Source organism: Ruegeria sp. AF2, assembly GCF_056542025.1.
In genome coordinates this window covers 597,879-624,341 of record NZ_JBQFZC010000001.1, presented here as the reverse complement: position 1 = coordinate 624,341, position 26,463 = coordinate 597,879, and the positions used below count along the sequence as shown (strand labels likewise).

Here is a 26,463-nt window from a genome sequence, read left to right as displayed (position 1 = left end):
GGCTGTACAGATCATTTGTACTCTCTCCACGTCCAGCCGGGACGCTTGGCGGTGATGGCGTCCTTGATCTCTTGGGGCGGCTCGGTTGTCTGCGCCGAATAGGTGCCAAAGACCTCAAGCGTGTTCGTACAGCGCGCGGCGTGGAACCACTTGCCGCACCCATTGGCATGGCGCCAGCGTTCGAAATGAACGCCCTTGGGGTTTTCGCGCATGAACAGGTAGTCGTGGAACTCATCATCTGACGAGCCCGGGCCATAACGCTTCAAATGCGCCTCGCCACCTGCAGCCAGTTCAGTTTCTTCGGCTTCGACGCCGCAATAGGGGCATTTCAAGATCAGCATGTGATCATCCTCTTGGCAGCAGGCGAGACGTATCTGCCTGCAGATTCTGCGTGACGGGCGTGCGAGATTTTTCGACGAAAAATCTTCATCAGTGCGCCACCCCGGCCGCGACGCTTTCGTCGATGAAGCGGCCTTCTTTGAAACGATCCAGCGAGAAGGCTTCGGTCAGTGGTGAATGCCCCGTGGCCATCAGCTGTGCCATGCCCCAGCCCGATCCCGGAATGGCCTTGAAGCCGCCGGTGCCCCAGCCTGCGTTGATAAAGCAGCCATTAAGCGGTGTTTTCGACAGGATGGGTGAACGGTCGCCGGTCATATCCACAATACCGCCCCACTGGCGCAGCATTTTCAGGCGCGAGATCATCGGGAAAGTTTCGACCAATGCGCGTACCGTTTCCTCGATATGATGAAAGCTGCCGCGCTGGGTATAGTTGTTGAACCCGTCCGTGCCACCACCAATCACCATCTCGCCCTTGTCGGACTGAGACATGTAGCCGTGTACGGTGTTCGCCATCACAACGACATCCATGCAGGGTTTGATCGGCTCAGATACCAGCGCCTGCAGCGCGACGGCCTCAAGCGGCAGACGGAAGCCCGCCATCTCAGCCAACTGGCCGGAATGCCCCGCAACCACGATCCCCAGCTTGTCACAATCGATGGCCCCTTTTGTGGTATCGACCCCGACAACACGACCGTTTTCGGACCGGACGCCGGTGACTTCGCATTTCTGGATGATGTCCATACCCATGGCCGAGCATGCACGGGCATAGCCCCATGCCACCGCATCATGGCGCGCGGTCCCACCACGTTCCTGCCAAAGCCCGCCCAGAACCGGATAGCGCGGACCTTCCAGATTAATGATCGGCACCAGTTCTTTCACACGCTCGGGCCCAATCCATTCGGTCTGAACACCCTGCAGCGCATTCGCATGCGCAGTACGCTGATAGCCGCGAATCTCGTGCTGGGTCTGCGCCAGCATGATTACGCCACGCGGACTGAACATGATGTTATAGTTCAGTTCCTGGCTTAGATCTTCGTAGAGACCGCGAGCCTTTTCGTAAATCGCCGCTGACGGGTCCTGCAGATAGTTCGATCGGATGATGGTCGTGTTCCGACCGGTGTTGCCACCGCCCAACCAGCCTTTTTCTATTACGGCGACGTTCTGGATGCCGTAGTTCTTGCCAAGATAGTAGGCTGTTGCCAAACCGTGACCACCGGCCCCGACGATAATGACGTCATAGCGCTTCTTAGGCTCCGGCGAACGCCATGCGCGCTCCCATCCGGTGTGATAGCGCAGCGCTTCGCGCGCTACAGCAAAGGCTGAGTAGTGTTTCATGTGCGAATCCGTCCGGTCTTCGATGATTGGGCGCAGGTATGCCGTGCCCATACATTTTAACCCTGCCGCGCAACGCCGCAATAATGCACTATTGCGACATGAGCGCCCTTCGCGGCTATTTGTCCCTTTTTTCCATGCGCCGACAGGTCTAAGTCAGGGCAACCATTTTGGAGGGACCATGCCGTTCTGGGTTCTCATCTTCTTGATCGCGCTGCTGATCGCGATTTTCCTGGGTTACACGATGCTGCGCGGTCGTCGCGGCACCGGCCCGACAGCTGCTTATGATCTGCGAGTCTATCGTGAACAGCTAGCAGGCGTTGACAAAGACTTGGCGCGCGGCGTGATCGCGAAAGCTGATGCCGAGCGTGTACGCACGGAAATCTCGCGCCGTATCCTGGCCGCAGACGCGCAGATGCGCAATGAAGACAAAGGCACCGGGCCATCACGCTTGGTTACCATAATTGCGTTCCTCGCCATGGCCGCCGTTCTGGTTGGTGGCGGGTTGGCGATGTATCGCCAGTTGGGTGCTGCCGGTTTCCCTGACATGCCCCTTTCAGTTCGTCTGGAAATGGCAGAAGACCTGCGCGAAAATCGACCCAGCCAGGCTGAGGCCGAGGGCATTGCCTCACCGCTCCAGACGCCTCCGCTGGACGAAAGCTATGCAACTTTGCTGAACCGGCTGCGCGAAACTGTGGCCGAACGCCCCGATGATCTGCAAGGCCATACCCTGCTGGCACAACATGAAACCAATGCGGGGAACTTCAAAGCAGGGTATGAGGCACAAACCCGTGTGATCGAACTGTCGGGTGACAATGCCTCGGCTCAGGCCTATTCGGATCAGGCCGAGATGATGATTCTGGCCGCTGGCGGCTACGTCTCACCAGAAGCGGAAGCCGCCTTGCGACAGGCGCTTGAGCGCAATCAGCGCTTGGGTCCTGCCCGGTATTATTGGGGGCAGATGCTGGCACAGACCGGGCGGCCTGATATGGCTTATCGCGTTTGGGTCGAAACTCTGAATGACGCCCCGGCCGGCGCGCCATGGGCGAATGCCATCCGGTCACAGATCGATGAATTGGCATTCCGCGCAGGCGTGTTCAACACACCCGACTTTTCTGCTGCATCCGGCCCCAGCCAGGACGATGTAAATGCCGCTGCCGAGATGTCGCCAGAAGAACGACAAGAAATGATCCGCGGCATGGTCGATGGCCTTTCGGACCGCCTTGCGACCGAGGGCGGGACACCCGAGGAGTGGGCACGCCTGATTGCCGCCTTGGGCGTGCTGGGCGAAGGCCAACGCGCCATCAAAATCAGGAACGAAGCCAAGGAAGTATTTGCGGGTAACGCTGAAGCGTTGGAGATGATCGACGCTGCCGCGCTGCAGGCCGGAATCGCTCAATGATCCACGACGCGTTCGAAGACTTCGCAGCATCCCTGCCCCCAATGTCAGCCCTGATGGGGCTGGATCTGGGAGAAAAGACCATCGGCGTTTCCGTCTCGGACCGGATGCGCGGCGTGGCCACCCCGCTTGAGACGGTACGACGCAAGAAATTCACACTGGATTCCGCGCGTTTGATCGAGATTGTGACCGAGCGTGAGATCGGCGGAATCATCCTCGGACTGCCGCGCAACATGGATGGCAGCGAAGGGCCGCGCTGCCAGTCAACCCGCGCCTTCGCACGAAACATGACCCGTTTGACCGATCTGCCCATCGGTTTCTGGGACGAACGACTAAGCACCGTTGCGGCAGAAAAAGCACTGCTTGAGGCGGATACGACACGAAAACGTCGCGGACAGGTTATTGATCACGTCGCAGCAGGTTATATTCTGCAAGGCGCGCTGGACAGACTGCGCTTTCTTTGACGGATCGGAAAACGCCCATGACGAATATGGTTTGGAAACGGGACGAGGTCGAAAGCCCTTGTATCCAAATCTGCGTCGTTCACCCGACCGAACGTATCTGCACCGGCTGCTACCGCACCATTGACGAGATCACGCGCTGGTCAAAGATGGACAGCACCGAACGGGCCGAAATCATGCAGGATCTGCCGGAACGCAAACCCCGTCTGGCAAAGCGCCGTGGTGGCCGTGCCGGCCGGCTGCAAGGGTCCTGATCCGCAAGCCTAGTATTTTGGCGTCCGCGTAGGCTTGAGATCACTCAGAGATTCGTGATCCCGCAACTCAGAACCGAACAGTTCAACCAGCTCGTTCTGGGTTGTCGTCTTTGCAGGTCGCGGGCGCAACTCAGCTTCCACCTCGTGGCTTTCAGCCTGTTCGGGAGTGTCCTTCGAAAGAATGCGCTTTAGTACTGAGCGAAAAATCATTGCTCTTCCAATATGTAATAAACGACGCGCCACTGCGGGACCGTTCCGAACACCGAGGGGGAAGAGTCCGGAAGCTGTGTTTGAGTGAGTGGTGGCCCACAGCGACGCGAAACAGCTTGTTGCCTCTCCCTCTAAATCCGGGACAGGTAAGGACTTTTTAAGTTATTTGACCAACCAGTCAATAATAGCGCTATCTTAAAGTTGCATTCCGTAACGTCAACGCAAAAAAGAACAATGCCTATGATTACAAGGCATTGTTTCTGAACCATTTTTAGAGCATTTAGCCAGTCGCAAGCCAGGTTTTTGCATTCTCGTATTCCTCAGCCGGGAAATACTGGGTCCGCGTTCCCAGAACATGGCTGGCCATGCGTTGCGCCATTTTTTGCCATGTCTTGTCACCGACAATCGCTGCACGATCCAGCATCCCAATATGACCAGCCGCCAGTCTGAAATGGGCTGCCATTGCAGTCAGACCCTGCCAACCATCGAACTCGCGCAGATCGATCAACAGGCGAAACCCGTCACGTTCGCGCAACAGCGCATCAAGATCGGTTTGAGCCTGACCGTATTCCTGCGAATCCAGTTTGCCCATCAGGCTGATCTGCACGCAAGGTCCGCCCAGATCCGTCACGTGGATCGCCCCGAGAGATTCGCGCATCCATCGACGCGCTTCCTCCACCTCATCCATTCCAAAAACGTGCACCGGGCAAGGCAGGATCGGGGCAGCCAGGCGGACGCTTGTTTGCACCCATCCCTGGTCCGCCACAACGCCAATCCGGTCGAATCCGCGCCAATGGCTGAGCCCCAACTTGGTATCAGACCATGCGGCGCCCAGATCATATCCCTTGAACTCGGACCCAACGATCGCCAGCAGTCGTATTGCGTCGTGCTCTTCCAATGCGGCCTCAATAGCGGGAACAAGCGTGCTCGCGTAATCTGCGCTAGTGACCTCGCCCGAAAGCTCGACCTCAATAAGGGCACCATCTGCATTCGTGTGAACCGTAATCATCGAACCAACTCTCCAAAGCCAAACAATGGCAGGAGGTTACGGGGATTCGAGCCATTGCGCTACACCACCAGGCAACTGAGGGCGGAAATAGGCGATCATCCGTCCATCCGGTCCAGCGCTGGCATTCGGACCCCATGGTGCAACACCATGCAGACAGTGGCGGTGCAACAGATAGGCTTCGCCTGGGCGTGCTGGTAGTTCGAGGCGCGGACAGGTCTCGAATACTTCGCGGCGCGCAGCCTGATAGACATCTGTGATATCGGCCTCGCCCAATTCATGCCGCGGCACCTTCTTCATCGCGGACCGAAAAGCATCGCCGAGGATTTTGTGGCTTCCCTCCCACAGCACCATTGGTGCTGCGTCCACACTGGCCTCGGTAAGTGGGATACCCAATATCCAGGCATGAGGTTCATCCACCCGCCGTCGTCGATCAGGGCCAGCTGGCTTGAGCCCGTCCACATGCGCCGCATCTCGCCGCGCACGATACCGCGCCGCAGCCTCGCTTTCGCCACACCGGGGTTGAGGGTAGCCCGGATATATTACCGACACCTGCCCTTTGTGCAGATCAATCGATCCAAACTGCTGGTGTGCCAGTTCGATGGCCGCGCCCGCCAGTGCAGGCGAACCCGCGACCCTGCCCTGCGCATCATTATCCAGTGCATCAACGCCAATGAACCACGTGCCATCGCAATCGTGCCAAGCTGCATGAGCCGGATCGCTGACGGATGCACGCGCAGTGGGAAGAGCGTGCGCCACCCAATCCGCCAACGCTCCATCATAAGGAAACTTTACCCAACCTAGCTCGTAAAACGACGCTACCACCCCAACGCCTTTCTCAGCATATTCAGAGCAACCAGGGTAAGGAATACCGCGAAGACCCGCCTGAGCGGCTTCGGATCCATCGCATGCGCCAGCTTAACGCCCCACGGGGCGGTGATCATAGTCATCGCAACGACGATACCGAAAGCCACCAGATTGACCGCGCCAATGGTCAGCGGCGGGCGATGCTCCGGAGCGATGTTGAGAAATAAAAAACCCAGCACCGACGGTACAGCGATGATCACGCCAAAGCCCGCTGCGGTCGCAACCGCCCGGTGGATCGGAGTGTTATAAAGGCTCATGAGCGGAACACCGAAACTGCCCCCGCCAATTCCCATCAGTACCGACAGAAACCCGACCGAAGGCGAAAGCGCGGCGCGGCGCAATCCTTTGGGCATCGCATCCCCCAACCGCCACTCGGATTTACCCAATCCAAGATAGATGCCGATAACCATGCCAAGCATGCCGAACAGCGCCTGCAAAAACTCTGTCCTCAGAGCTGAAGCCACCAGTACACCGATCACCGCACCCACCGCTATGCCTGGCCCCCAGCCGCGCAGGATGCCCCAATCCACCGCGCCTTTCTTGTTATGGCTCAGAACCGATCGGATCGACGTTACAATGATCGTCGCCAGCGAAGTTGCGAGGCATAGCTGCATCAGCTGAGGCCCGCCATATCCAAGTGTCTGAAACGCATAGAAAAACGCGGGCACCAGAACGATTCCACCGCCAACGCCCAAAAGCCCAGCCAACACCCCGGCCAAAGCGCCGATCACAAGCAAAAGGCCCAGCATCTGGGCCAGCAACATCGTCTCGGGCATCATTCCCCCATAGCGGCTCGAAGCCGTCTTAGCCTACCTGTTCCACCTGCGATAGCGCTGCGACAGAGTCCAGAGCCTGCAGGATCACTTCTGGGCCGGCATTCTCGCGCACAGCACCTTCGGAGAGCATCCGCCGCCATCCCCGCGCACCGGGACGCCCCGCGAACAGGCCCAGCATATGCCGCGTGATCTGGTGCAATCGACCACCGTCGACAAGATGCGCCTCGACATAAGGCAGCATATTCTGCACCACTTCAATGGGATCCGCGACGCTGCCCGTTCCAAAGATCAACGGGTCCGCAGCCGCCAGAATATCTGTCGGTTGGTGATAGGCGGCACGACCGATCATGACACCATCAAGCCCAGCCTCCAGATGCTGTTGCGCCTGAGCAAGCGACGTAATGCCACCATTGATCGAGATATGCATGTCCGAAAAATCAGCCTTCATCCGATGCACCAGATCATAATCCAGTGGCGGAATATCTCTGTTTTCCTTGGGACTTAACCCCTGCAACCAAGCTTTGCGCGCATGGATCGTGACACGTTGGCATCCGGCCTCGCGAATTTGGTCGAGGAAAGCAGGTAGCACTTCTGAAGGTTCCTGTTCGTCAACACCGATACGGCATTTCACCGTGACTTCGACCTTCACTGCCTCGCGCATCGCCGCAACGCATTCCGCGACCTTTTCGGGTGCGCGCATCAATATCGCACCAAATGTCCCTGATTGCACCCGGTCAGACGGACACCCACAGTTCAAGTTGATCTCGTCATATCCGGCTTCAGCGCCCAGCATAGCCGCCTGCGCCAATTCCTGCGGGTCAGAACCCCCTAGCTGCAACGCAACCGGGTGCTCCTGAGGATTAAAGTCCAGCAGATGCAGCGCGCCGCCGCGCACCAAAGCAGGCGCTGTGACCATTTCAGTATAAAGCAAGGTCTCAGAACTCAGCAAACGATGCAGAAACCGGCAATTCTTGTCGGTCCAATCCATCATCGGCGCGACAGACAGTCTCGCACTTCTACGGATGTCTACAGGTTTCTTATCCGGCATATCTTGCTCATGTCATCGGAACGCAGCTTTCGCCAAGTACCGGGTATACAGAAAGACCTGCAACCGGCAAACCGTTCTTGGGTTTTGGGAGATGGTACCGCCTCCCTGGCTTGAACAGGGGACCTCTGGATCCACAATCCAGCGCTCTAACCAACTGAGCTAAGGCGGCACTTGTGAGGGGCGATTTAGCGAAGGCGTACGGGGATTGCAAGGGGATTAAAGCTGAATTCGCCAGCTTTGTTCGACCAGATCGACACCGAAGGAATGCACCGGCTTGCTGTCGACAAGCTCCCACCCAAACGCACGATACAGCCCGCAAGCGGCGGCGTGACTCTCATGGGTCCACAGCACCATCTGGCGATATCCTGCGTCGCGGGCGAAACCCATGCAGGCAGTCAGTAGCCGCTTGCCCAGCCCCTGTCCACGAGCCTCGGGCAGCAGCAGAAACAACCGCAGCTTGGCGGTTTGATCATCCAGCCTGACACAGAAAATACTACCCAAACGATCCCCGTCGCACTCGGCGATCCAGCCTTGTTCGCAAGTTGGATCGTGATCCGCGATGAATTCCGTCAGAATGCGGGCAACCAGTGGGCCGAAACTGTCATCAAACCCTTCGTCGCGGGAATAAAGCACTCCATGCTGTTCAACCAGCCACGGCGCATCCTCGGCGCGGAAAGGTCTGAGCGTTGCCGTCTCCATGCCCTATCTGAACTCATAGTCGGCTTGATTCTCAACCCATCGCGCGTTAGCACCAAAGCGCATTTCCCGGAGGCGAACATGAGCATCAATACCGAACGCGATATCGAAGCGAACCTGCAGATCGGCCCCACCGATCATGGTATGGTGCGGCTGTTCATTGAAGGTGCCGGTATTGAGATTCCAATGGATTTCGACCCCGAAGAGGCCGAAGAAATCGCCGAGGAAATCCGCGCAGCAGCCCAAGCCGCGCGCGCCATCAAAAGCTAAACCCTGGGGTCGCGCAAGGCCTGCAACCGACGTGCAGAATCCATCGCGAATTTCTGAACCATCTTTTTGCGCCGCGCCGGGGCCAGCTTGCTTTCTGGCCCCATACGGATGATTTCGGCATCATAGGCATCGGCGATGATCAAGCCTGTTTTCGCAGGCAGAAGCTCGGTCGGGAAATCCGTATCAACCGCCCAAAAGAATCGGTCACACCAGTCAAGATAGCCCTGCCATTTGGAATCCGACTGATAATCGGCGCGGCTGGATTTACACTCGACCACCCAAATCTCACCCTTTGGGCCCAACCCCATCACATCGACCCGCAGCCCTCGGGTAGGGACAAATTCTTCAATCGAAACATAGCCGTGGGTCAACAAGTGACGCGAAACACCACGGGCCAGCTTCTGTCCAGGCTGCATAATTAGTGTCATTCCGAGAATGTGAACAATTCATGAACAAAAATCAAGCAGCTTGACATAGTACCATTTGGTATCGCAATAATATGAAACCAAATGGTATCTAATAAGAGGTGCCCGATGAATACACAGACCCAAAACGCATTTCGCGCCCTGGCGGACCCGACCCGCCGCGACATCGTTCAGATGCTAGCAGCGCAGGATATGACGATCGCTCAACTAACCGAACGTTTCGACATGACCCGCGCGGCCGTCAAAAAGCATCTGACCGTTTTGTCCGACGGAGGATTGATCACCGTCGAAGCTCGTGGACGCGAACGCATCAATCGCCTTGAACCCAAAGGAATGGCTCCGGTTCTGGACTGGCTCAGCTACTTCGACCGGTTCTGGGATGATCGCCTCGCAAATCTGAAAAAAGCTATCGAAGGGAATAAGAAATGACAGACGCAGTTTTGCAGAAAACAATCTTTCTCCGCGCCACACCGGAAGTCGTTTGGGACTATTTGACTGATCCCGACCGGTTGGCCGAGTGGTTTCACAAACCCGAACGTCCCCTTGCTGCTGGACAAAAGCTTGAGATGTTCGGGACGACCAGTGGCGACCTTCTGATTTGGGGTGAAGTGCGTGAAGCGAGACGTCCAGAGTATCTTGAATATACATTCACCATAAAACCGATGGGCGGCGCCGAAAGTGTGGTCAAGTGGACGCTGGAACCCGTCGCCGGCGGTACACGCCTTGGACTGCTGCACGAGGGCTTACCTCAAGGGGCTGACGCCTTTGGCCTGATCCTTTCGCTGGATGACGGATGGGATGAACATTTCGGCAAGATGCGCACCGCATTGCACGAAACTGTTGATGCTTAACCCCTTGTGCGAACCTGCTTCAGGCCCTACTTAGGCCCGTGGCGGGTTCTGCCCTTCTTGTGACAGGTAGCATTCTGGTGGCCTTAAGCAATTCCGAGGGGGCTGGCTCTGTTCAGGTCCTGGCCTGATTACCTGGCGCCCACCTGTACATACAGGTCCTCGGGAATCAAACCGCACGGTTGACTGGTGGTCCCGCCACATATTTACCTAATAAATCAGCGCCCTGCGCGCACTTCCTGTTTGATCGGCGCAGGCCTCAAACCATGAGCAATCGGTGTTCCACCACGTGGTTTGTTCGGCTTCTCAGCCATGCTCATGATCGCATAGGCGAACTGCACACCCGCAAAGACGATCCCGTTCATGAACCAGATCATGGCCAACGCGATCAGACCAATTTCCGAACTGGTGATCAGATGCCGTAGATTGGCCACGTTGAGCGCCAGCAGCACCCCGACAAAGACGGCCGAGATCACAAAGCCCCAGATGACTTGCGTAATGTAGAGACGGACCAGTTTGGGCATGGCGAACCTCCTTGCGCTGTGATGGTGAGTCTAGCGCATGCAGGGTCGCGGTAAAGGCGTCAGAACGCCTCGGGCTGGGCTTCGCGCGCCATGTGATCCAACACAGCGTTCACGAATTTGGGCTCTTTGCCTTCCGGGAAGAACGCACGTGCGACATCGACGAATTCGGTGATCACGACCTTTGGCGGCGTGTCGCTCTGGGTCAACTCAGCCCCGGCCGCGCGAAACACAGCGCGCAGGGTCGGATCGATGCGCGCAATGGGCCATTTGGCGACCAATGCACGATCGGTCATCTGGTCGATGGTGGCCTGATAGTTCACGGCGTCATCCACCAACTTACGGAAGACACTAATATCGCCATCCAGCATCTCATCCCCCTCGTAGACCGCGCCAAACCGATGATCCAGAAACTCATTCACAACCTGTTCAGTCGTCTGGCCCGACTGCTCCATCTGGAACAGCGCCTGTACGGCATAAAGCCGGGCGGCGGATTTCATAAGGCGTTTCTGGTTGGCCGGTTTCGGCGCGTCTGTCTGGGTCATGCTGTCGTGGGTCCGTTGCTGTCGCCCGCCACAAGGATGGACTCGGACGGTGGCTTGAAGCCCACGCCCTTTTTGGAAGAGCCCCACTTACGGCTGAGCGCGATCAGATGCAAGGCCGCAGCCGCCGCTCCGCCGCCTTTATTCATCTTTTCGGGGTTTGCACGTACCTCGGCCTGTTCATCGTTTTCGACAGTCAGGATGCCATTGCCGATCAGCAGGCCCTGCAGGCCCATCAACTGGATTGCACGGCTAGAGTCGTTGCAGACGGTTTCATAATGCGTCGTCTCGCCCCGAATGACACAGCCCAACGCGACATAGCCGTCGTAGTTGCACTGGCGGTCGGCCATGGCGATTGTGGTCGGGATTTCCAGCGCACCGGGCACTTCGACCACGTCGCAGGTTCCGCCTGCGGCCTCGATCTCGGCCTTGGCACCAGCGACCATGTTGTCAGCGATGGCACGGTAGAACGGAGCCACCACCAGCAGCAGTTTCACCGGCTTGTCGAAGCTGGGAGTCGGCAGAATGCCATGTTTGTCTTTTTCAGCCATTATCAGTCTTCCTTGAGGATCGAGCGGGTGCCGACGATTGACAGTCCAAACGCGTCGAGCCCCAGATATACGGTTTCAGGCGAGTCTGTCAGCAACACCAGTTCCTGAATACCCATCTTGGACAGGATCTGCGCACCCAGACCGGTTTGCTTGATCGTGCGCGGGCCTTCGTCGTCTGCGGCATACAGCGAATTTCGCGGCTGACGGAAAAGGCAAACGACGCCGCGCCCCTCTTCGGCGATCTTTTCCATCGCGCGGGGCAGCTCTCGTGAAGATTTCGGGCCAAGACCCAGAATATCGGGCGCTTCATGCAGGGCGTGGGTCCGGGTCAGGACCGGCTCGGGCGTTGTGATGTCGCCCTTGATCATGACAACGTGTTCGATACCGTGGGTCTGGTCGGTGAAAATCCGCATCTCCCATTCGCCACCGTATTCGGAATTCACTGTCTCGCGCGAAGTTTCAACCACCAGATTGTCGTTACGCGAGCGATAGGCGATCAGATCACTGATCGTGCCGATCTTCATGTCATGCTCTTTGGCGAAGGCGACCAGATCAGGCAGGCGCGCCATTGTGCCATCGGGCTTCATGATCTCGCAGATCACGCCCGAGGGATTCAGCCCGGCCAGACGCGAGATATCAACGGCGGCCTCGGTATGCCCCGCCCGCACCAATACCCCGCCCCTTTTGGCGCGCAGAGGGAAGATATGGCCAGGTGTCGCGATATGCGCCATTGTGTTCTGTTCATTGATTGCCGTCGCCACGGTCAGCGCGCGATCAGCGGCGGAAATTCCGGTCGACACCCCTTCGCGCGCTTCGATTGACACGGTGAAGGCTGTCTCATGACGCGACGAGTTGTTCACCGCCATCATCGGCAGCCCCAGACTATCGATCCGTTCCGCCGTCATCGGCAGGCAGACCAACCCGCGCCCATGGGTCGCCATGAAATTGATCGCCTCCGTGTCAGCGAACTCGGCCGCTATCACCAGATCACCCTCATTCTCGCGGTCCTCGTGATCCACAAGAATGTACATCCGGCCCTTACGGGCCTCTTCGATGATCTCTTCAATCGGGCTGATCGCCTCGCGCAATTGGGCCTCTACCGGTCCGGGGGTTTCAAAACTCATAGGGCAGCCTTTCGCACAACGGGTTTGAATGGCGGGATAGACCAGAGTGGACGCAAAGACCAGCCTGTAAGCACTGCGACATAGATTGATATGCCCAGCGCTATAGGGCCAGCGATGAAATCTGGTGCCAACTCAAGTTACCAATCCTATGCGCTAGTTTTGACTTAGGCCTTTTCTGCGCATTGTTGCCAATAGCTGAACCTTTAGGTCGGTTGCGTGAACTTTGTCCACAAATTGCCCCAATTGGGCCCTTGGATCGCCTGATATCCTGGGCACCAGTCATTGTATAATGTCCTAGCTAGACGAGAATTTGAGCCCAGTGTCTAAGACCGCTGATCTGCCCGCTGCAAATTTCGTGCGAGTAAGCGCCCTTCGGCGAAACAGGCTGCTGCTATCATTCATTGCACTGCAGATGGTCTATGCCATTGCCGTTAGCATCTATGTAGGACGGTCATATTGGGATTTTTCGACCTCTTCCCTGATTGTCATCTCAGTTCGTCTGCTTGGTTTCATGTTCGCAAATTTCGTTCTTTGGCGACTTGGCGTTGCCATGTTCGTCGTGCGACCCAAAAAGCCAATTCAATGGATGTTGCAAGATCTGCGATCCAAGTTGGCAGATGTTGAAAAAGCGACCGATGCGGTTATCTGCTTTCTCAGCATCGTCGCTCTTATCCTGACCTATACCTTCCTGAAGAACGAAATACATGCTGTGAATCCGACACTCTGGGATGAGCAATTCGTGCAATGGGACCGGTTTCTGCACGGCGGCGTCGATCCGTGGACCTTGCTATGGCCCATTTTGGGATCACCGATCGTAACCACTGCGATAAATGGCGCCTATCACATCTGGTTTCCCATGATTTACATCGCGGTTTGCGTCGCCTGTCTGGACCGCAGTGACCCGAACCGCAGCACCGTTTTTCTGGTAGCGTTTGCACTGTGCTGGTTTGTAGGCGGCAATGTGATTGCAACCATCTTTGCCTCGGTTGGTCCCGTTTACTACGAACCCTTCAATCTTGGCTCTGAATTCGTTCCGCAGATGGAGTTGTTACGCAAATCACACGAAATCAGCCCGGTCTGGGCGCTGAATGTGCATGAAATGCTGTTGGATGGTTATCGGAATAGTGGGCTAGCAGGCGGAATCTCGGCGATGCCCAGCATGCATGTTGCCTCTACCGTGCTGCTGGCGTTCTACGGCTTCACCTATTCGCGTTGGCTCGGCTGGGCGCTGTCGGTGTTTGCCTTCATCATCTTACTAGGCTCGGTTCACCTCGCCTGGCACTACGCCATCGACGGGTATGTCTCAATCCTGCTGGCTTCATGCTTCTGGTGGCTGTCCAAGAGGCTGACGGCCAAATTTGGACCTTCCACCTGAAGGTCAGGACATCTCGGCCAGTCGCGCGACGTATCGGGCCAGGGTATCGATCTCAAGGTTCACGCGATCACCAACCGAGACGTCACCCCATGTGGTGACCTCTTTGGTGTGAGGGATGAAGTTGATACCAAAGTCACACCCGTCCACATCATTAACCGTCAGCGATGTGCCGTTCAGTGCAACGGACCCTTTCGGAGCGATAAACCGGGCCAGATTGGCAGGCGCCCGCAATGTCACCCGCGTGCTGTCACCCTCGTCTATCACAGAGACCACCTCTGCCACGCCATCCACGTGGCCCGAGACGATGTGCCCTCCCAATTCATCCCCGACCTTCAAGGCACGTTCCAGATTGACGCGCTTGCCCACCTGCCAACTGTCCAGATTGGTTTTCGAAACCGTCTCAGCGCTGATCTGCACATCATACCAATCATCGCCCAACGCGATGACGGTTAGGCAGACGCCATCGCTTGCGATGGAAGCGCCAATATCAATGCCCGCCGTTTCATAGCTTGTCTTGATCCGTGCCCGCAGGTCTCCCTGCTGGTCCAGTTCGGTAACGGTGCCAATATCGGTGACGATCCCTGTGAACATGTCATTAACCCTCTGAACCTAGCTTCAATAGCCGAGGTAAAGGCACGTAGCTCTACCGGCAAGCCCTGCCTTGCCGTGAAAACGACAAAGAGGCATAATTTTATACAAACGCACCAAAAGTCACCACACGAGCAGACCGCATGATCCCTTTGGCCAACAGCCCTAACCGGCGTGTGTTCCTGTTTCTACAAGGACCGCATGGTCCGTTCTTTAACGCGCTTGGTCGGATGCTGCGGGCTGCGGGTGCTCAGGTCTGGCGGGTCGGCTTCAACGCGGGCGATCAGGCTTTCTGGGGCGACAAATCCAGTTACATTCCATATCGCGGCGCGCCAGATGATTGGCCGGAGACCTTAAGCGAATTGCTCACCCACTATGATGTGACCGATATCGTGCTCTATGGCGACACCCGGCCCGTGCATGCACGCGCAGTTGAGATTGCCAAAGCACGCGGGACCACTGTTCATGTGTTCGAAGAAGGCTACCTGCGCCCTTGGTGGGTGACCTATGAACGAAACGGGTCGAACGGAAACTCACGCCTGATGGAACTGGATGTGGCGCAGATGCAGACGGCGCTGGAACAGTCCGAAGGGCACGCCCCCCCACCGCCTTCCCATTGGGGCGATATGCGCCAGCACATCTTTTACGGTGCCCTCTATCACTGGTTCGTGCTGTTTCTGAATCGCAGATACCGGAATTTCCGACCCCATCGAGAGCTGCCGGTCTCGAAAGAGTTTCGTCTATACTTCAAACGCCTGACACTGATGCCCATTCACAGGCTACAGCGGGGCTGGGCCACAGCACAGGTCAGGTGGAGCGGTTTTCCCTATCACCTTGTGCTGTTGCAATTGGGGCATGACAGCTCGGTCCAATATCACTCGGATTTTTCCGGTATGTCCGATTTTCTCGAACAAGTGATCGCCGGATTCGCCAAAGGCGCCCCTGCGCATCACCACCTTGTCATCAAGGAACACCCGCTTGAGAACCACCGTGAACCGCTGCGGCTGCGGGCGCGCCAGCTTGCAGCACAGCACGGCATCACAAACCGAATTCACTATGTGCCCGGTGGTAAGCTGGCCAGGTTGCTAGACGATGCAAAATCCGCCGTGACGGTGAATTCCACGGCAGGCCAGCAGGTTCTGTGGCGCGGCATTCCTTTGCGGATTTTTGGGCAGTCGGTTTATGACAAGCCCGAATTCGTATCTCGGCAATCGATTGAGGCATTCTTTGCCCAGCCAGATGCCCCGGGCGGCAAGGCCTATCGGGCTTATCGCCAATTTCTTCTGGAAACCTGCCAAGTCCCCGGGGGGTTCTATTCTCGCCAAGGGCGTCGTCAATTGCTGCGGCGAGCGGCTGATATGATGCTATCGGCTCAGGACCCCTATCAAGGGTTGCTCTCCGATAAAGAGGCCACAGCGCCACAGTTGCGCGTTGTTGAATGATCGCGGGCAACCTGCTGCTGGATGTTTCGAAGCGATGCGGGTAACCTTCCCAAAACAAAGACGATTGAGGTAAATCGGCAGTGCAGCGCTTTCCTACCCGATGGATCCGGGGGGTTTCCCTTGTGGCGGCCCTTGGCCTGCTGGCAGCATGCCAGCTTCCCAAATCCGGACCGAACAAAAACGAAATTCTAGCCGGGTCGGTCGAAAACGGGGGTAACGCCTTTGTGGTTGAGGTCGACGACCGTGTTGCGCGGGCCACATCGGTGATTCCGCAATACGGGTTTTCGAAATCCTTCCGCAGCGCGCAAAGCGTCGCATCCGATACCGTACGCCCCGGCGATATTCTGAGCCTCAGCATCTGGGAAAATGTCGAGGATGGGTTGCTAAGTTCCGCAGCCGGTGGCGCAACCGTTCTGGATCAGGTGCAGGTCGACAGCGAAGGTTACATATTTGTCCCTTATGCAGGGCGGCTGCGTGCAGCGGGCAATACGCCTGAGCAGCTCCGCACGTTGATTTCCTCGAAGCTGGAAGAACAGACTCCGGATCCGCAGGTCCAAGTGTCGCGTACTCCGGGCGATGGGGCGACCGTTTCTCTGACCGGAACTATCGGCGCGCCGGGAATCTATCCGATTGAGCGACCGACTGGCTCGTTGTCGACCATGCTCGCGCAAGCAGGCGGGGTGGCAGTTGCATCCGATATCGCATTGGTCACTGTGATCAGGGGCAAGCAAAGAGGAACAATCTGGTACGACGATCTGTTCCGCAACCCGGAAACCGATATCGCCCTGCGCGGCGGCGATCGCATTCTGGTCGAACAGGACAGCCGCTCATACATCGCGCTGGGTTCGACCGGCGGGCAATCCCGCGTGGCCTTTGAAAGTCAGGACCTATCCGCCCTTGAGGCGCTGGCACAGGTCGGAGGCCTACAGCCGCTATCCTCAGACCCGACCGGTATTTTTGTTCTGCGTGAGGAACGGCAGGATGTGGCGCGCAATGTCATGGGACGTCCCGAGCTACAGGGTGATCAGCGCATGATCTATCTGCTGAACTTGACCGCGCCCAATGGCCTGTTCATCGCCCGCGATTTCGTGATCCGAGACGATGACACGATATACGTCACCGAGGCCCCATATGCACAGTGGAGCAAATCTGTCTCGCTGATTGCTGGAGGTCTGACGCCATTTGCGAATGTGGCGACGCTTACGGGTAACTGATGAATGCTCTCTGAATCGGAGAACACGGCCGGGGGCGAACGCTCCCGGCTTTTTGTTTACAACGGTGGGTTCCTGACACAGTCGCGGCTGCGTCGTATATTATCTCTGGCCGGGTATGACATCCGGCTTGGTCTGCCACAGCCAGACGATCTGGTCGGGGTCTGGGGCAACAGCCCGACAGCCCATCGGGGAATGGGTATCGCGCAGAAACGCGATGTGACCGTCCTGAGGGTCGAAGACGCGTTCCTGCGGTCTCTGCACCCTGGACGAAGCGGTGAGGCACCCATGGGTCTGTTGTTGGATCGATCGGGTCTGCATTTCGATCCGAGTGTGCCTTCGGATCTGGAAACTCTGTTAGCCACGCATCCGCTGGACGACACCGCCCTGCTGGATCGCGCGCGAGGCGCAATCGCGCGCATCCGAGAGCTGAATCTGAGCAAATACTCGGCCTTTGACCTTGATCTGACGCCTCCCGATCCTGGCTACGTTCTAGTGATCGACCAGACGCAGGGAGATGCTGCCGTCACCGCAAGCAACGGCGACTATGCACGGTTCCGCGAGATGCTGGTAATCGCGCAAGAGGAAAACCCCGGCGCACGCATCCTCATCAAAAGCCACCCCGAAACCACGGCAGGCCACCGCAAGGGATACTTTTCCGATCAGGTTCTGAGTGACAGAATATCGATCCTCGACAGCCCCATAAGTCCATGGTCGCTGCTTGAAGGGGCCATCGGGGTTTACACGCTGTCCTCGCAGATGGGATTTGAGGCGATATTGGCCGGGCACAAACCTCGCGTGTTCGGGCAACCATTCTACGCTGGGTGGGGGCTGACGCAGGATGATGCCCCCCTGCTCCGTCGCCAACGGAATCTTACGCGGGCGCAGCTTTTTGCCGCCGCGATGATCCTGTACCCGCGCTGGTATGATCCCTACAATGATCGTTTGTGCGAATTGGAATGCGTGCTCGATACGCTTGAGGCGCAAACCCGAGCCTGGCGGCAGGACCACAAAGGCTGGACCGCCTCCGGGATGCGGGTATGGAAACGCCGCCACCTGCAACGCATTTTCGGCCAGCACCATAAGGTGCGTTTCGTGGCCGAGCAGCCAGAGAACACCAAACAACCCCATATGGTCTGGGCCAGCCGGGCCGGTGAGACGCTGAATGCAACCCGGATTGAGGATGGCTTTTTACGATCCCGTGGGTTGGGCGCGGAGCTGGTTCCACCGCTGTCGCTGGTGACCGATGATATCGGCATCTACTACGATCCAACGCATCCCAGCCGCCTGGAAGAATGGATCACCACGCGCGAAACCTTGCGCCCTGATCAGAGGCTCCGCGCCGAGCGGCTGACAGCCCGGCTGCTGACCGAGGGCCTAAGCAAGTACAACATCGGCCACCCCGCCCCGGACCTACCGAAGGGGCGTCGCGTTCTAGTGCCAGGTCAGGTTGAAGATGACGCCTCGATCCGGCTGGGAACAAGCAATATCCGCACCAATCTGGACCTGCTGCGCGCGGCGCGCGAGGCCAATCCCGACGCTGTGTTGATCTATAAACCTCATCCGGATGTCGAAGCTGGTCTGCGCGACGGCAAGATCGAAACTGATCTGGCCGATGTCATTGTAGAAGGCACCGATCCTGCCACCCTGCTTGGACAGGTGGATGAGGTCTGGACTATGACCTCTCTGCTGGGGTTCGAGGCTTTGCTGCGCGGCGTCCGGGTCACCACACTCGGCGCTCCGTTCTACGCCGGTTGGGGGCTGACAACGGATCTGGGGGCAGTGCCTGCGCGACGTGGCGCGCGGCCTTCGCTGATGGGATTGGTGCACGCAACGCTGATTGACTACCCCCGCTATCTCGATCCGGTGACGGGACAGACCTGCCCCGTCGAAATCGCGGTCGAACGGCTTGCGCAGGGTACGCCATCCCCTACCGGACCCGTAAATCGCATCTTGTCCAAATTTCAGGGCGCGCTGGCAACGCATGCGCATTGGTGGCGCTAAAGGCTAGTGCGTCACGCGCGCCCAGCGATGTAGGATATCGCCGCCTACGACCTGTGTTTTGATCAGATCAAATCGGGGGGCAGTATCCAGAGTATCAAGCCTCAGAGCCCCGATCGCGGACAGACCTTCGGCCCCGATGGTCAGCCCCGCTGTAAAACCGACCAACTCATCGACCAGATCGCCCTTTAGCAAAGATGCAGCCAATGCTGATCCGCCTTCGCAAAAGACACGCGTCAATCCGGCCTGCCCAAGCTGCTGCAACAGATCAGCCGCATCCACGTGATGACCATCCAGCGCACAAGGGATCAGACGGGCACCCAACCCCTCCCATGCGCGCGCACGCTCGGGGTCTGGGTGGGGGCCGTGACAGAGCCAGACAGGGATATCGGACGCGGTTCGCGCAAGTTGCCCCATCAAGGGCAGATCTAGATGGCGCGAGACCACCACGCGCACCGGCTGATGCTGCACGCCCAGATCACGAACCGTCAGCGACGGATCATCGGCGCGCGCTGTCCCTGCCCCAACCATCACCGCATCGTGGCGCGCACGCATCGCATGCACCGCGCGGCGAGCATTTGGACCTGTGATCCACTGACTGTGCCCGGTTTCCGTAGCAATCCGTCCATCAAAGCTGCTGGCCAGTTTCAAAGTCACAAACGGGCGGCCCTGCTCGGTTTTCAGGAAAAACCCTGCGTGGTCGCGTGCTGCCTGTTCCGCCAGAACACCGGTGGTGACCTCAATCCCGGCCTCGCGCAACATGGCAAACCCTTGCCCTGCGACCCGAGGATCGCTGTCTTCGATCGCCGAGACCACACGGGTAACACCGGCCGCAATCAGCGCTTCGGCACAGGGCGGCGTCTTTCCGTAGTGTGAACAGGGTTCAAGCGAGACATAAGCGGTGGCACCTCGCGCGGCCTTACCCGCCTGCGTCAGAGCCATAGGTTCTGCATGCGGACGACCCCCGGGCTGCGTCCAGCCGCGACCAACGATGCGTTCATCGCGCACGACGACACACCCGACGGACGGATTCGGCCAGCAGGTGCCTTGGCCGCGCCGCCCCAATGATAGGGCCAGCGCCATATATCGCTTATCTGTATCGCTCACTCATCCGTCGAGGGTTGCGGCGGGCGCAACTCGTGGACAAACTCCTCGAAATCATCGGCCGCCTGGAAATTCTTGTACACACTCGCAAAGCGAACATATGCGACCGTATCAATCCGGGCTAGCGCTTCCATTACAATTTCACCGATTTTATTCGAAGGGATATCGGTTTCCCCCATGCTTTCAAGACGGCGCACGATACCGGAGATCATCTGATCAATCCGATCGGGATCAATGGGCCGCTTCTGCATCGAAATACGGATCGAGCGTTCCAGCTTGTCGCGGTCGAAGTCTTCGCGCTTACCGTTGGTTTTGATGACGACCAGATCACGCAGTTGCACGCGTTCATAGGTGGTGAACCGTCCGCCGCAGGCCGGGCAGAACCGCCGTCTGCGGATCGCGACGTGATCCTCTGCCGGGCGTGAATCTTTGACCTGAGTATCGATATTTCCGCAAAACGGGCAGCGCATCCGCCGTCTCCTCGTCCCTAGCTGGCCACTTTTTGTAAGCGCTGCGGCTTACTTATCCACAACTATAGGACAGCCTCTAGAGTTTGGGTAGTCGGAATTTTCCACCCCAATATAAAGCGTCACCCAAAATGCGCAGCGACCTTTCTTTCATGCGGCGCGTTGCGGTGTTCAAACAGATATATCCCCTGCCATGTGCCCAGCGCAGGTACCCCATCTGACACCGGTATCGACAGCGATACAGGCATCATCGCGGCCTTGATATGGGCTGGCATGTCGTCCGGCCCCTCATAGGTGTGGCGCAGATAAGCCATCGACGGATGATCCGATTGCGGCACCAACCGATCAAAGAATGCGCGCAGGTCAGTCTGCACCTCGGGGTCGGCGTTTTCCTGAATAAGCAGCGAACAAGAAGTGTGGCGTACAAAGAGCGTCAGCAAACCGTCCGAAACCGGCCTCAGCCAACTGCGCACAGGGGCGGTAATCTCATAGAGCCCCACGCCCTGTGTCTGGATCGAGAATTCTGTCTGCATCGCAGGTCAATTGATAAACGGACGGACGCCGCACCGCGCATTTGCGCCCTGTACCGACATGCTGTCACCCGGCTGGAACCCGGCTGTGACCGAAAAGCTGCCTTTCTGCGGGACATTGGCGGGTTGTTTCAGTGTGAACTGTACCGCCGTCCGGCGTCCCGTTGTCACGCTGGGGCCGTAGCCGCGCAGAACGTAGATTTGTTGCTGCCACCCAGCACCCAATTTCCGGCGGGCAAAATCAGCAGCGGCGCACCAATATCCATCAGTATCCTGACGTGTCCTTGGAATGACCTCGAAGTCTGTGCCGCTCATCGGTTCTGTTCGATAACCGTTCGGCGCTGCATCGACAACGCCCGCAGAGCTGGTCATAAGCAGTGCTGCAAATGCGCAAAGTATTGTCTGTTTCATTGTGACCATCTTCCTGTTTCCATGTGAAATATAGACTAGTGCGTCGCCATCGTCAGCACAGCGAACTAACGATCATGTCAGCTTGACCCACGTGGTTCGTGAACAGGCTCTAACCATCCCTCATAGCGGATCAAGCGCCCCAATCCCGGTGCTGTCGCCGAAATGTCAAAGCGAAACCTCAATTGTGCGTCCTCAGCCTCGGTCGATCCGGAAGGTGGCAAAAGAAACCCCGGACACGGAATGCCAAATAAAGCGAGGCGGCGGATCTCAATGGTCAGCCCCTTATCAGTTCGCACCGGCTGCAACCATATTGTCAGCCCGCCGATCTGTTCCCGCACCATGCCACACAGCGGATCAAAAGTGATCCGTGAACGCGTTTTGTGGCCTGCGAAATCCCGTTCCCATTGCCAATATGCGCCGGACTTTCGGATCGTAAGGGTGACCGGCAAATCTTCGCCCGCAGGTGGAAATCGTCCGATGCGAAGTGCCAGAGCGACCAAAACGCCTCGGCCACGCTGAATGCTGCATCGACCAGAGTAGCGACCTTCCCCGCTGTGCAAATCCCTGACCAATCCAGGCACAGCTTCATCTATACCCAGCGCCTGCAGGAATGGATCACGATCAGAATCCATCTTGGGCAAACCGCGATCTGAGAGAAGGATCAGGAACCAGGCACTCATCCCGCCGCCCAAATAGCGCATATCTGTTACGGGCAATCATCCGGTACAGCGGGTTCTTCAGAAACTTCGGCAGGTATCGACACAAGGACAATACCCGCCACGGAACATATAATGCACGCATCGCAGCGGCAAATGCGTCGAGATTTTGGTGCACCTTTCCTTTGACGATCACCAAATTGGTTTCAAATTCGTCTGTCGGCAGGTTCAGGAGAGCATAAAGCTGCTGCCCAAGCGGTGACTGCGCAGTTGCAAATAGAAATTTCTGATCTCGATCATGGCGCAACATGAAGTGAAAAAACCCTGAACACAGCACGCATTCACCGTCGAAGACGATCAAATCTGTATCGATGGAAAGATCATCAGCCACGAGAGATCAAGAAATAACAAAAGGTTCCCCGTGATGCTGTCACGTCGAATGCGCCGCAGCAATGCGACATGACTGACCAGAAGAATGAGAGGGGCGTGCCGGGGAACCCGTTGAAACGGCTTGGTGGACCGCTCGCTCAGGCTCTGACCTTTTCCCCAAAAGGCGCTGACCCGACAACACCGGTCATGTAGCTATTGGCCAAGGCTACGGACATGGCCATTTCTGCCATATCTTTGCGAGTTGCGGTCAATTCCTGGGTATCAGCACCGAGGCTGGCGCATTGCCACGGTTTGCCGCTAGGGTAACGGTATTACAGTAACGCGTTTTTTGGGCTGGGTGATGGACATCGACATTTCACGCATTCAATTGCTGACACGGACCCTTGAGGATCACGCAAGCGCGACCGTGGTGGAACAAGTCCTGAGTGACTGCGCATTGACCCGCAGCGATATTGAACCGCCTGCCAAAAGGTACAGCGCCCACAAAGAAGCGCTGTTTGTCCGACACGCCTGCGATGCACTTGGCGATATCACCTTTGGCGCACGGGCGGGTCTGGAATTCAGTTCTTCTTCCAGCATTACGGCCTATATCAGCAAGTACTCTCGTGATCTGAAGCAGGTGATCGAGAATACGGCGCGGTTTCATGGCATTATCGACCCGGCCCTGGCCTTCAATCTGCGCCTTTCAGGTAACGCTGCCTCGCTTGAGGCCGATTGGAAAGACCCGAGCTTTTCTCGCTATCATCGGCGGACCGAGTTCCTGCTGTTTGGCGCGATCGCCCGGATGCGGGCGTTGACTCAGTTGAATCTGAATCCGATTGAGATACGGTTTCAGCACACAGTTGGGCAACACCAAGCCACCTACCAGAAGATCGGAGGTTTCCCAGTTACCTTCGGGGCCGAACGCTTGGAAATCATCCTGTCGCTACCCTCGCTGGAAACACCGATCCCAACTTACGACCCTAGCCTGCGCGCGCATTTGGTTGAATTTGGTGAACGCCTGCTGGCCGAAAGACAGTCGCCAAGACAGAAAACCCGAGCACAGATCGAAGGGTTGATCACAGATGCGATGCCGGGGGGAATTGTACAGGTGGACGACGCCGCCACCCAGCTCGGCCTAAGCCCTCGAACACTGGCTCGCCGCCTGGCTGACGAAGGCACTTCATATCGCGAGATTGTCGAAGATTTACGATGTGACCTGGCGCAGACCTTCATCAAGAACGGTATGCATCTGTCCGAAATCTCGTATTCGCTCGGTTATTCCGATCAGGCTGCGTTTTCCACCGCCTTCAAACGTTGGACGGGTCAGGCCCCGACTGCTTTTCGCAAACGTGTCTCTCATCCGCTTTCATGAAGCTACAACGTGGCCGGGGGTCATCAGCCCAATCACCTCGCCCCGGCCTGTCCATGAGTGGACAGCGGCGATATAAAGATGGCATCGCCGGACTCCTTGCGAATTCCCGCCAATTTGATTTGAAGTTCAGTCATTGTGAGCGGGCGAAAGAAAAAAGCGCCTCGGGATGAGGCGCCTTTCGATTTACTGATCCAGGAAGGACCGCAATTTACGCGACCTACTCGGGTGTTTCAGCTTACGCAGCGCCTTCGCCTCGATCTGGCGGATACGTTCGCGCGTCACGCTGAACTGCTGACCGACCTCTTCCAGCGTGTGGTCGGTGTTCATGCCGATGCCAAAGCGCATCCGCAGAACCCGCTCTTCACGCGGGGTGAGAGAGGCCAGAACCCGTGTGGTGGTTTCCTTGAGGTTTTCCTGAATGGCGCTGTCCAGCGGCAGAACGGCATTCTTATCCTCGATGAAATCACCAAGCTGGCTGTCTTCCTCGTCGCCGATGGGCGTTTCGAGGCTGATCGGCTCTTTGGCGATTTTCATCACCTTGCGCACCTTCTCAAGCGGCATTTGCAGCTTTTCGGCCAATTCTTCCGGTGTTGGCTCGCGGCCGATTTCGTGCAGCATCTGACGACCTGTCCGGACCAGCTTGTTGATCGTTTCGATCATATGCACCGGGATACGGATCGTGCGCGCCTGATCCGCGATCGAACGCGTGATCGCCTGACGGATCCACCAGGTCGCATAGGTCGAGAACTTATAGCCCCGGCGGTATTCGAACTTGTCCACCGCCTTCATCAGGCCGATGTTACCTTCCTGAATAAGATCAAGGAATTGCAGGCCGCGGTTCGTGTACTTTTTGGCAATCGAGATCACCAGACGCAGGTTGGCCTCGACCATTTCCTTCTTGGCTTGCCGCGCCTCTTTCTCACCCTTTTGAACCTGCTGCACGATGCGGCGGAATTCAGGGATATCGAGACCAACATATTGGCCAACCTGAGCCATGTCATTGCGCAGTTCCTCAACCTTTTCGGTCGAGCGTTCGATGAACATCTGCCAACCCCGACCCGGTTTCTCGGCCATTTCGGCCAACCAGTTCGGATCCAGCTCGCGCCCACGATACGCATCAATGAACTCGCGACGGTTGATGCGAGCCTGGTCAGCCAGTTTCACCATCGAGCTGTCCAGTGACATAATCCGACGATTGATGCCATAGAGCTGGTCGATCAGAGCTTCGATCCGGTTGTTGTGCAGGTGAAGACCATTCACCAGTTCAACAATCTCAGCGCGCAGCTTCTGATAGGTTTCTTCGTCCTTCGCGCTGAAAGTGCCATCCTCATTCAGCGTCGCAGAAATCCGGCTGTCCTGCATTTCGGACAGCATTGCGAAGTCGGTCGAGATGCGTTCCAGCGTGGTCAGAACCTGATCCTTCAGCGCTGCTTCCATCGCGGCCAGGGACATGTTGGCCTGATCGTCGTCATCATCGTCATCATCGTTGGCGATCGGGTTGCCGTCAGCGTCAAGCTCCGGCCCCTCATCCTTGGCAGGCTTGGCCGCCTGCACCGATGAGGTATCGACAACCGGCTCTTCAACCTCGCCGTCTTCATCCATCTGGTTGCCGAAAGTGGTTTCCAGATCGATGACGTCCCGCAGCAGAATGTCTTCGGACAAAAGTTCATCATGCCAGATGGTGATCGCTTGGAAGGTCAGCGGGCTTTCGCACAGACCAGCGATCATGGTGTTCCGACCGGCTTCGATCCGCTTGGCGATAGCAATCTCGCCCTCGCGGCTCAGCAGTTCGACTGAACCCATCTCACGCAGATACATGCGTACGGGGTCATCGGTGCGATCCAGCTTTTCGGTTGCAGCACCAGCCAGCGCAACCTCGCGCGGACCTTCGGTGGTGACCAGTTCGGTCGAGCCTTTGTTTTCTTCTTCTTCGGCTTCTTCATCTTCGATGATGTTGATGCCCATCTCGGACAGCATCGACATAACATCTTCGATCTGTTCCGAGCTGACCTGATCAGGCGGCAGAACCTGATTGAGCTGGTCGTAGGTGATGTAACCTTTCTCGCGAGCCTCGGCGATCATCTTCTTGACCTGGGCCTGGCTCATGTCCAGCGAGATTTCCTGTTCCTGCTCGTCGGATTTGCGGTCTTCGTTCGTATCCTTGGCGGCCATTCAATGCTCCTGCAGGGATGGGTGATTCGTTTGAACCGAATCATTAGCGCGTAGAAGTGATTCGGCCACCCGTTTACCCGTTTTTCTTTTCCA

At 57.3% G+C, this 26,463-nt stretch carries 32 protein-coding genes and 1 tRNA gene; 11 read left to right on the top strand and 22 right to left on the bottom strand.

Annotated elements, in window-relative coordinates; genetic code table 11:
• Window positions 1–11: 11 nt before the first annotated feature.
• Together ACR0NM_RS03070 and ACR0NM_RS03065 are read right to left on the bottom strand one after the other, a co-directional pair.
• The gene (locus ACR0NM_RS03070; protein WP_170422295.1) at window positions 12–341 is read right to left on the bottom strand and encodes a sarcosine oxidase subunit delta; all 330 of its coding nucleotides are present in this window, start codon (window positions 339–341) and stop codon (window positions 12–14) included.
• A gap of 88 nt (window positions 342–429) precedes the next feature.
• Window positions 430–1,674 carry a sarcosine oxidase subunit beta family protein gene (locus ACR0NM_RS03065; protein ID WP_170422297.1) on the bottom strand — a complete coding sequence of 415 codons (1,245 nt, stop codon included), beginning with the start codon at window positions 1,672–1,674 and terminating at the stop codon, window positions 430–432.
• A 178-nt stretch (window positions 1,675–1,852) separates the two neighbouring features.
• On the opposite strand from ACR0NM_RS03065, the gene ccmI reads away from it, so the two are divergent.
• The 3 genes from ccmI to ACR0NM_RS03050 are packed head-to-tail and all read left to right on the top strand — an operon-like array spanning window position 1,853 to window position 3,785.
• The gene (gene ccmI, locus ACR0NM_RS03060) at window positions 1,853–3,073 is read left to right on the top strand and encodes a c-type cytochrome biogenesis protein CcmI (protein WP_480613170.1); all 1,221 of its coding nucleotides are present in this window, start codon (window positions 1,853–1,855) and stop codon (window positions 3,071–3,073) included.
• On the top strand, window positions 3,070–3,534 hold the full coding sequence (gene ruvX, locus ACR0NM_RS03055; protein ID WP_170403288.1) for a Holliday junction resolvase RuvX: 465 nt from the start codon (window positions 3,070–3,072) through the stop codon (window positions 3,532–3,534). The genes ccmI and ruvX overlap by 4 nt, the downstream gene beginning before the upstream one ends.
• Before the next feature lie 17 nt (window positions 3,535–3,551).
• Entirely contained in the window at window positions 3,552–3,785 is a 234-nt protein-coding gene (locus tag ACR0NM_RS03050; RefSeq protein ID WP_170512846.1) for a DUF1289 domain-containing protein, read from the top strand.
• Between the two features lie 9 nt (window positions 3,786–3,794).
• Here ACR0NM_RS03050 and ACR0NM_RS03045 read toward each other — a convergent pair whose 3' ends face one another.
• The 7 genes from ACR0NM_RS03045 to ACR0NM_RS03015 all read right to left on the bottom strand — a co-directional run bounded on the left by ACR0NM_RS03045 (window position 3,795) and on the right by ACR0NM_RS03015 (window position 8,391).
• Window positions 3,795–3,995: a hypothetical protein gene (locus ACR0NM_RS03045; protein WP_170512844.1), complete on the bottom strand. Its 201-nt coding sequence runs from the start codon at window positions 3,993–3,995 to the stop codon at window positions 3,795–3,797.
• A 280-nt stretch (window positions 3,996–4,275) separates the two neighbouring features.
• The gene (locus ACR0NM_RS03040; RefSeq protein WP_170396335.1) at window positions 4,276–5,004 is read right to left on the bottom strand and encodes a SpoIIAA family protein; all 729 of its coding nucleotides are present in this window, start codon (window positions 5,002–5,004) and stop codon (window positions 4,276–4,278) included.
• Between the two features lie 36 nt (window positions 5,005–5,040).
• Window positions 5,041–5,826: a hypothetical protein gene (locus ACR0NM_RS03035; RefSeq protein ID WP_480613168.1), complete on the bottom strand. Its 786-nt coding sequence runs from the start codon at window positions 5,824–5,826 to the stop codon at window positions 5,041–5,043.
• Entirely contained in the window at window positions 5,820–6,644 is an 825-nt protein-coding gene (locus ACR0NM_RS03030) for a sulfite exporter TauE/SafE family protein (RefSeq protein ID WP_170511906.1), read from the bottom strand. Before ACR0NM_RS03030 ends, ACR0NM_RS03035 begins: the two co-directional genes overlap by 7 nt.
• Window positions 6,645–6,672: 28 nt before the next feature.
• Entirely contained in the window at window positions 6,673–7,692 is a 1,020-nt protein-coding gene (gene dusA / locus ACR0NM_RS03025) for a tRNA dihydrouridine(20/20a) synthase DusA (RefSeq protein ID WP_480613166.1), read from the bottom strand.
• 92 nt (window positions 7,693–7,784) lie between these two features.
• Window positions 7,785–7,861 (bottom strand) — tRNA-His (locus tag ACR0NM_RS03020).
• 47 nt (window positions 7,862–7,908) lie between these two features.
• Entirely contained in the window at window positions 7,909–8,391 is a 483-nt protein-coding gene (locus tag ACR0NM_RS03015) for a GNAT family N-acetyltransferase (protein ID WP_170403306.1), read from the bottom strand.
• 78 nt (window positions 8,392–8,469) lie between these two features.
• Between ACR0NM_RS03015 and ACR0NM_RS03010 the strand changes: the two genes are divergently transcribed.
• A complete protein-coding gene (locus ACR0NM_RS03010) occupies window positions 8,470–8,658 on the top strand; it encodes a DUF6324 family protein (RefSeq protein WP_170396325.1) in 189 nt (62 codons plus the stop codon).
• On the opposite strand, the gene ACR0NM_RS03005 is transcribed toward ACR0NM_RS03010, so the two are convergent.
• Window positions 8,655–9,074, bottom strand: coding sequence for an MmcB family DNA repair protein (locus ACR0NM_RS03005; protein ID WP_480613164.1), 420 nt, complete (start codon window positions 9,072–9,074; stop codon window positions 8,655–8,657). The genes ACR0NM_RS03010 and ACR0NM_RS03005 overlap by 4 nt on opposite strands.
• A 117-nt stretch (window positions 9,075–9,191) precedes the next feature.
• Between ACR0NM_RS03005 and ACR0NM_RS03000 the strand changes: the two genes are divergently transcribed.
• Complete coding sequence (locus ACR0NM_RS03000) at window positions 9,192–9,512, top strand: metalloregulator ArsR/SmtB family transcription factor (RefSeq protein WP_170396321.1); 321 nt, start codon at window positions 9,192–9,194, stop codon at window positions 9,510–9,512.
• A complete protein-coding gene (locus tag ACR0NM_RS02995) occupies window positions 9,509–9,934 on the top strand; it encodes an SRPBCC family protein (protein ID WP_170626627.1) in 426 nt (141 codons plus the stop codon). Before ACR0NM_RS03000 ends, ACR0NM_RS02995 begins: the two co-directional genes overlap by 4 nt.
• A gap of 215 nt (window positions 9,935–10,149) precedes the next feature.
• On the opposite strand, the gene ACR0NM_RS02990 is transcribed toward ACR0NM_RS02995, so the two are convergent.
• The 4 genes from ACR0NM_RS02990 to ribB are packed head-to-tail and all read right to left on the bottom strand — an operon-like array spanning window position 10,150 to window position 12,669.
• Entirely contained in the window at window positions 10,150–10,455 is a 306-nt protein-coding gene (locus ACR0NM_RS02990) for a hypothetical protein (RefSeq protein WP_170512831.1), read from the bottom strand.
• 59 nt (window positions 10,456–10,514) lie between these two features.
• Window positions 10,515–10,997 (bottom strand): transcription antitermination factor NusB, encoded by a 483-nt coding sequence (gene nusB / locus ACR0NM_RS02985; protein ID WP_170396315.1) that lies wholly within the window; start codon window positions 10,995–10,997, stop codon window positions 10,515–10,517.
• On the bottom strand, window positions 10,994–11,545 hold the full coding sequence (locus ACR0NM_RS02980) for a 6,7-dimethyl-8-ribityllumazine synthase (RefSeq protein ID WP_170396313.1): 552 nt from the start codon (window positions 11,543–11,545) through the stop codon (window positions 10,994–10,996). Before ACR0NM_RS02980 ends, nusB begins: the two co-directional genes overlap by 4 nt.
• 2 nt (window positions 11,546–11,547) lie before the next feature.
• A complete protein-coding gene (gene ribB, locus ACR0NM_RS02975) occupies window positions 11,548–12,669 on the bottom strand; it encodes a 3,4-dihydroxy-2-butanone-4-phosphate synthase (protein WP_480613162.1) in 1,122 nt (373 codons plus the stop codon).
• A 319-nt stretch (window positions 12,670–12,988) separates the two neighbouring features.
• Here ribB and ACR0NM_RS02970 point away from each other — a divergent pair, with 319 nt between their 5' ends.
• Window positions 12,989–14,044: a phosphatase PAP2 family protein gene (locus ACR0NM_RS02970; RefSeq protein WP_480613160.1), complete on the top strand. Its 1,056-nt coding sequence runs from the start codon at window positions 12,989–12,991 to the stop codon at window positions 14,042–14,044.
• 3 nt (window positions 14,045–14,047) lie between these two features.
• Here the strand turns inward: ACR0NM_RS02970 and ACR0NM_RS02965 are convergent, their stop codons facing one another.
• On the bottom strand, window positions 14,048–14,635 hold the full coding sequence (locus ACR0NM_RS02965) for a riboflavin synthase (protein ID WP_170396310.1): 588 nt from the start codon (window positions 14,633–14,635) through the stop codon (window positions 14,048–14,050).
• Window positions 14,636–14,775: 140 nt separating this feature from the next.
• On the opposite strand from ACR0NM_RS02965, the gene ACR0NM_RS02960 reads away from it, so the two are divergent.
• From ACR0NM_RS02960 to ACR0NM_RS02950, 3 genes are all read left to right on the top strand, one after another.
• Window positions 14,776–16,074 carry a capsular biosynthesis protein gene (locus ACR0NM_RS02960; protein WP_170597926.1) on the top strand — a complete coding sequence of 433 codons (1,299 nt, stop codon included), beginning with the start codon at window positions 14,776–14,778 and terminating at the stop codon, window positions 16,072–16,074.
• Between the two features lie 80 nt (window positions 16,075–16,154).
• Window positions 16,155–17,288: a polysaccharide biosynthesis/export family protein gene (locus tag ACR0NM_RS02955; RefSeq protein ID WP_170597923.1), complete on the top strand. Its 1,134-nt coding sequence runs from the start codon at window positions 16,155–16,157 to the stop codon at window positions 17,286–17,288.
• Between the two features lie 3 nt (window positions 17,289–17,291).
• Window positions 17,292–19,289: a capsular polysaccharide biosynthesis protein gene (locus ACR0NM_RS02950; RefSeq protein WP_480613158.1), complete on the top strand. Its 1,998-nt coding sequence runs from the start codon at window positions 17,292–17,294 to the stop codon at window positions 19,287–19,289.
• A gap of 3 nt (window positions 19,290–19,292) precedes the next feature.
• On the opposite strand, the gene ribD is transcribed toward ACR0NM_RS02950, so the two are convergent.
• The 6 genes from ribD to ACR0NM_RS02920 form a co-directional block, all read right to left on the bottom strand.
• Window positions 19,293–20,393, bottom strand: a complete 1,101-nt coding sequence (gene ribD, locus ACR0NM_RS02945; protein ID WP_480613156.1) for a bifunctional diaminohydroxyphosphoribosylaminopyrimidine deaminase/5-amino-6-(5-phosphoribosylamino)uracil reductase RibD — start codon at window positions 20,391–20,393, stop codon at window positions 19,293–19,295.
• Window positions 20,390–20,860 carry a transcriptional regulator NrdR gene (gene nrdR / locus ACR0NM_RS02940; RefSeq protein ID WP_039534475.1) on the bottom strand — a complete coding sequence of 157 codons (471 nt, stop codon included), beginning with the start codon at window positions 20,858–20,860 and terminating at the stop codon, window positions 20,390–20,392. The genes ribD and nrdR overlap by 4 nt, the downstream gene beginning before the upstream one ends.
• A 119-nt stretch (window positions 20,861–20,979) precedes the next feature.
• Window positions 20,980–21,390, bottom strand: coding sequence for a secondary thiamine-phosphate synthase enzyme YjbQ (locus ACR0NM_RS02935; RefSeq protein ID WP_170403327.1), 411 nt, complete (start codon window positions 21,388–21,390; stop codon window positions 20,980–20,982).
• A gap of 6 nt (window positions 21,391–21,396) precedes the next feature.
• On the bottom strand, window positions 21,397–21,798 hold the full coding sequence (locus ACR0NM_RS02930) for a hypothetical protein (protein ID WP_255612048.1): 402 nt from the start codon (window positions 21,796–21,798) through the stop codon (window positions 21,397–21,399).
• Window positions 21,799–21,875: 77 nt separating this feature from the next.
• Entirely contained in the window at window positions 21,876–22,430 is a 555-nt protein-coding gene (locus ACR0NM_RS02925) for a DUF4166 domain-containing protein (RefSeq protein ID WP_480561321.1), read from the bottom strand.
• Window positions 22,420–22,845 carry a thiol-disulfide oxidoreductase DCC family protein gene (locus tag ACR0NM_RS02920; protein ID WP_480613154.1) on the bottom strand — a complete coding sequence of 142 codons (426 nt, stop codon included), beginning with the start codon at window positions 22,843–22,845 and terminating at the stop codon, window positions 22,420–22,422. The genes ACR0NM_RS02925 and ACR0NM_RS02920 overlap by 11 nt, the downstream gene beginning before the upstream one ends.
• Before the next feature lie 339 nt (window positions 22,846–23,184).
• On the opposite strand from ACR0NM_RS02920, the gene ACR0NM_RS02915 reads away from it, so the two are divergent.
• A complete protein-coding gene (locus tag ACR0NM_RS02915) occupies window positions 23,185–24,198 on the top strand; it encodes a helix-turn-helix domain-containing protein (protein ID WP_480613152.1) in 1,014 nt (337 codons plus the stop codon).
• A 183-nt stretch (window positions 24,199–24,381) separates the two neighbouring features.
• On the opposite strand, the gene rpoD is transcribed toward ACR0NM_RS02915, so the two are convergent.
• On the bottom strand, window positions 24,382–26,370 hold the full coding sequence (rpoD, locus tag ACR0NM_RS02910) for an RNA polymerase sigma factor RpoD (protein WP_170396291.1): 1,989 nt from the start codon (window positions 26,368–26,370) through the stop codon (window positions 24,382–24,384).
• Window positions 26,371–26,463: the final 93 nt, after the last annotated feature.

Coding starts and splice junctions, on each gene's coding strand:
- ACR0NM_RS03070 (WP_170422295.1), bottom strand. CDS start 341: ATGCTGATCTTGAAATGCCCCTATTGCGGCGTCGAAGCCGAAGAAACT.
- ACR0NM_RS03065 (WP_170422297.1), bottom strand. CDS start 1,674: ATGAAACACTACTCAGCCTTTGCTGTAGCGCGCGAAGCGCTGCGCTAT.
- ccmI (WP_480613170.1), top strand. CDS start 1,853: ATGCCGTTCTGGGTTCTCATCTTCTTGATCGCGCTGCTGATCGCGATT.
- ruvX (WP_170403288.1), top strand. CDS start 3,070: ATGATCCACGACGCGTTCGAAGACTTCGCAGCATCCCTGCCCCCAATG.
- ACR0NM_RS03050 (WP_170512846.1), top strand. CDS start 3,552: ATGACGAATATGGTTTGGAAACGGGACGAGGTCGAAAGCCCTTGTATC.
- ACR0NM_RS03045 (WP_170512844.1), bottom strand. CDS start 3,995: ATGATTTTTCGCTCAGTACTAAAGCGCATTCTTTCGAAGGACACTCCC.
- ACR0NM_RS03040 (WP_170396335.1), bottom strand. CDS start 5,004: ATGATTACGGTTCACACGAATGCAGATGGTGCCCTTATTGAGGTCGAG.
- ACR0NM_RS03030 (WP_170511906.1), bottom strand. CDS start 6,644: ATGCCCGAGACGATGTTGCTGGCCCAGATGCTGGGCCTTTTGCTTGTG.
- dusA (WP_480613166.1), bottom strand. CDS start 7,692: ATGCCGGATAAGAAACCTGTAGACATCCGTAGAAGTGCGAGACTGTCT.
- ACR0NM_RS03015 (WP_170403306.1), bottom strand. CDS start 8,391: ATGGAGACGGCAACGCTCAGACCTTTCCGCGCCGAGGATGCGCCGTGG.
- ACR0NM_RS03010 (WP_170396325.1), top strand. CDS start 8,470: ATGAGCATCAATACCGAACGCGATATCGAAGCGAACCTGCAGATCGGC.
- ACR0NM_RS03005 (WP_480613164.1), bottom strand. CDS start 9,074: ATGCAGCCTGGACAGAAGCTGGCCCGTGGTGTTTCGCGTCACTTGTTG.
- ACR0NM_RS03000 (WP_170396321.1), top strand. CDS start 9,192: ATGAATACACAGACCCAAAACGCATTTCGCGCCCTGGCGGACCCGACC.
- ACR0NM_RS02995 (WP_170626627.1), top strand. CDS start 9,509: ATGACAGACGCAGTTTTGCAGAAAACAATCTTTCTCCGCGCCACACCG.
- ACR0NM_RS02990 (WP_170512831.1), bottom strand. CDS start 10,455: ATGCCCAAACTGGTCCGTCTCTACATTACGCAAGTCATCTGGGGCTTT.
- nusB (WP_170396315.1), bottom strand. CDS start 10,997: ATGACCCAGACAGACGCGCCGAAACCGGCCAACCAGAAACGCCTTATG.
- ACR0NM_RS02980 (WP_170396313.1), bottom strand. CDS start 11,545: ATGGCTGAAAAAGACAAACATGGCATTCTGCCGACTCCCAGCTTCGAC.
- ribB (WP_480613162.1), bottom strand. CDS start 12,669: ATGAGTTTTGAAACCCCCGGACCGGTAGAGGCCCAATTGCGCGAGGCG.
- ACR0NM_RS02965 (WP_170396310.1), bottom strand. CDS start 14,635: ATGTTCACAGGGATCGTCACCGATATTGGCACCGTTACCGAACTGGAC.
- ACR0NM_RS02960 (WP_170597926.1), top strand. CDS start 14,776: ATGATCCCTTTGGCCAACAGCCCTAACCGGCGTGTGTTCCTGTTTCTA.
- ACR0NM_RS02950 (WP_480613158.1), top strand. CDS start 17,292: ATGCTCTCTGAATCGGAGAACACGGCCGGGGGCGAACGCTCCCGGCTT.
- nrdR (WP_039534475.1), bottom strand. CDS start 20,860: ATGCGCTGCCCGTTTTGCGGAAATATCGATACTCAGGTCAAAGATTCA.
- ACR0NM_RS02935 (WP_170403327.1), bottom strand. CDS start 21,390: ATGCAGACAGAATTCTCGATCCAGACACAGGGCGTGGGGCTCTATGAG.
- ACR0NM_RS02930 (WP_255612048.1), bottom strand. CDS start 21,798: ATGAAACAGACAATACTTTGCGCATTTGCAGCACTGCTTATGACCAGC.
- ACR0NM_RS02925 (WP_480561321.1), bottom strand. CDS start 22,430: ATGGATTCTGATCGTGATCCATTCCTGCAGGCGCTGGGTATAGATGAA.
- ACR0NM_RS02915 (WP_480613152.1), top strand. CDS start 23,185: ATGGACATCGACATTTCACGCATTCAATTGCTGACACGGACCCTTGAG.
- rpoD (WP_170396291.1), bottom strand. CDS start 26,370: ATGGCCGCCAAGGATACGAACGAAGACCGCAAATCCGACGAGCAGGAA.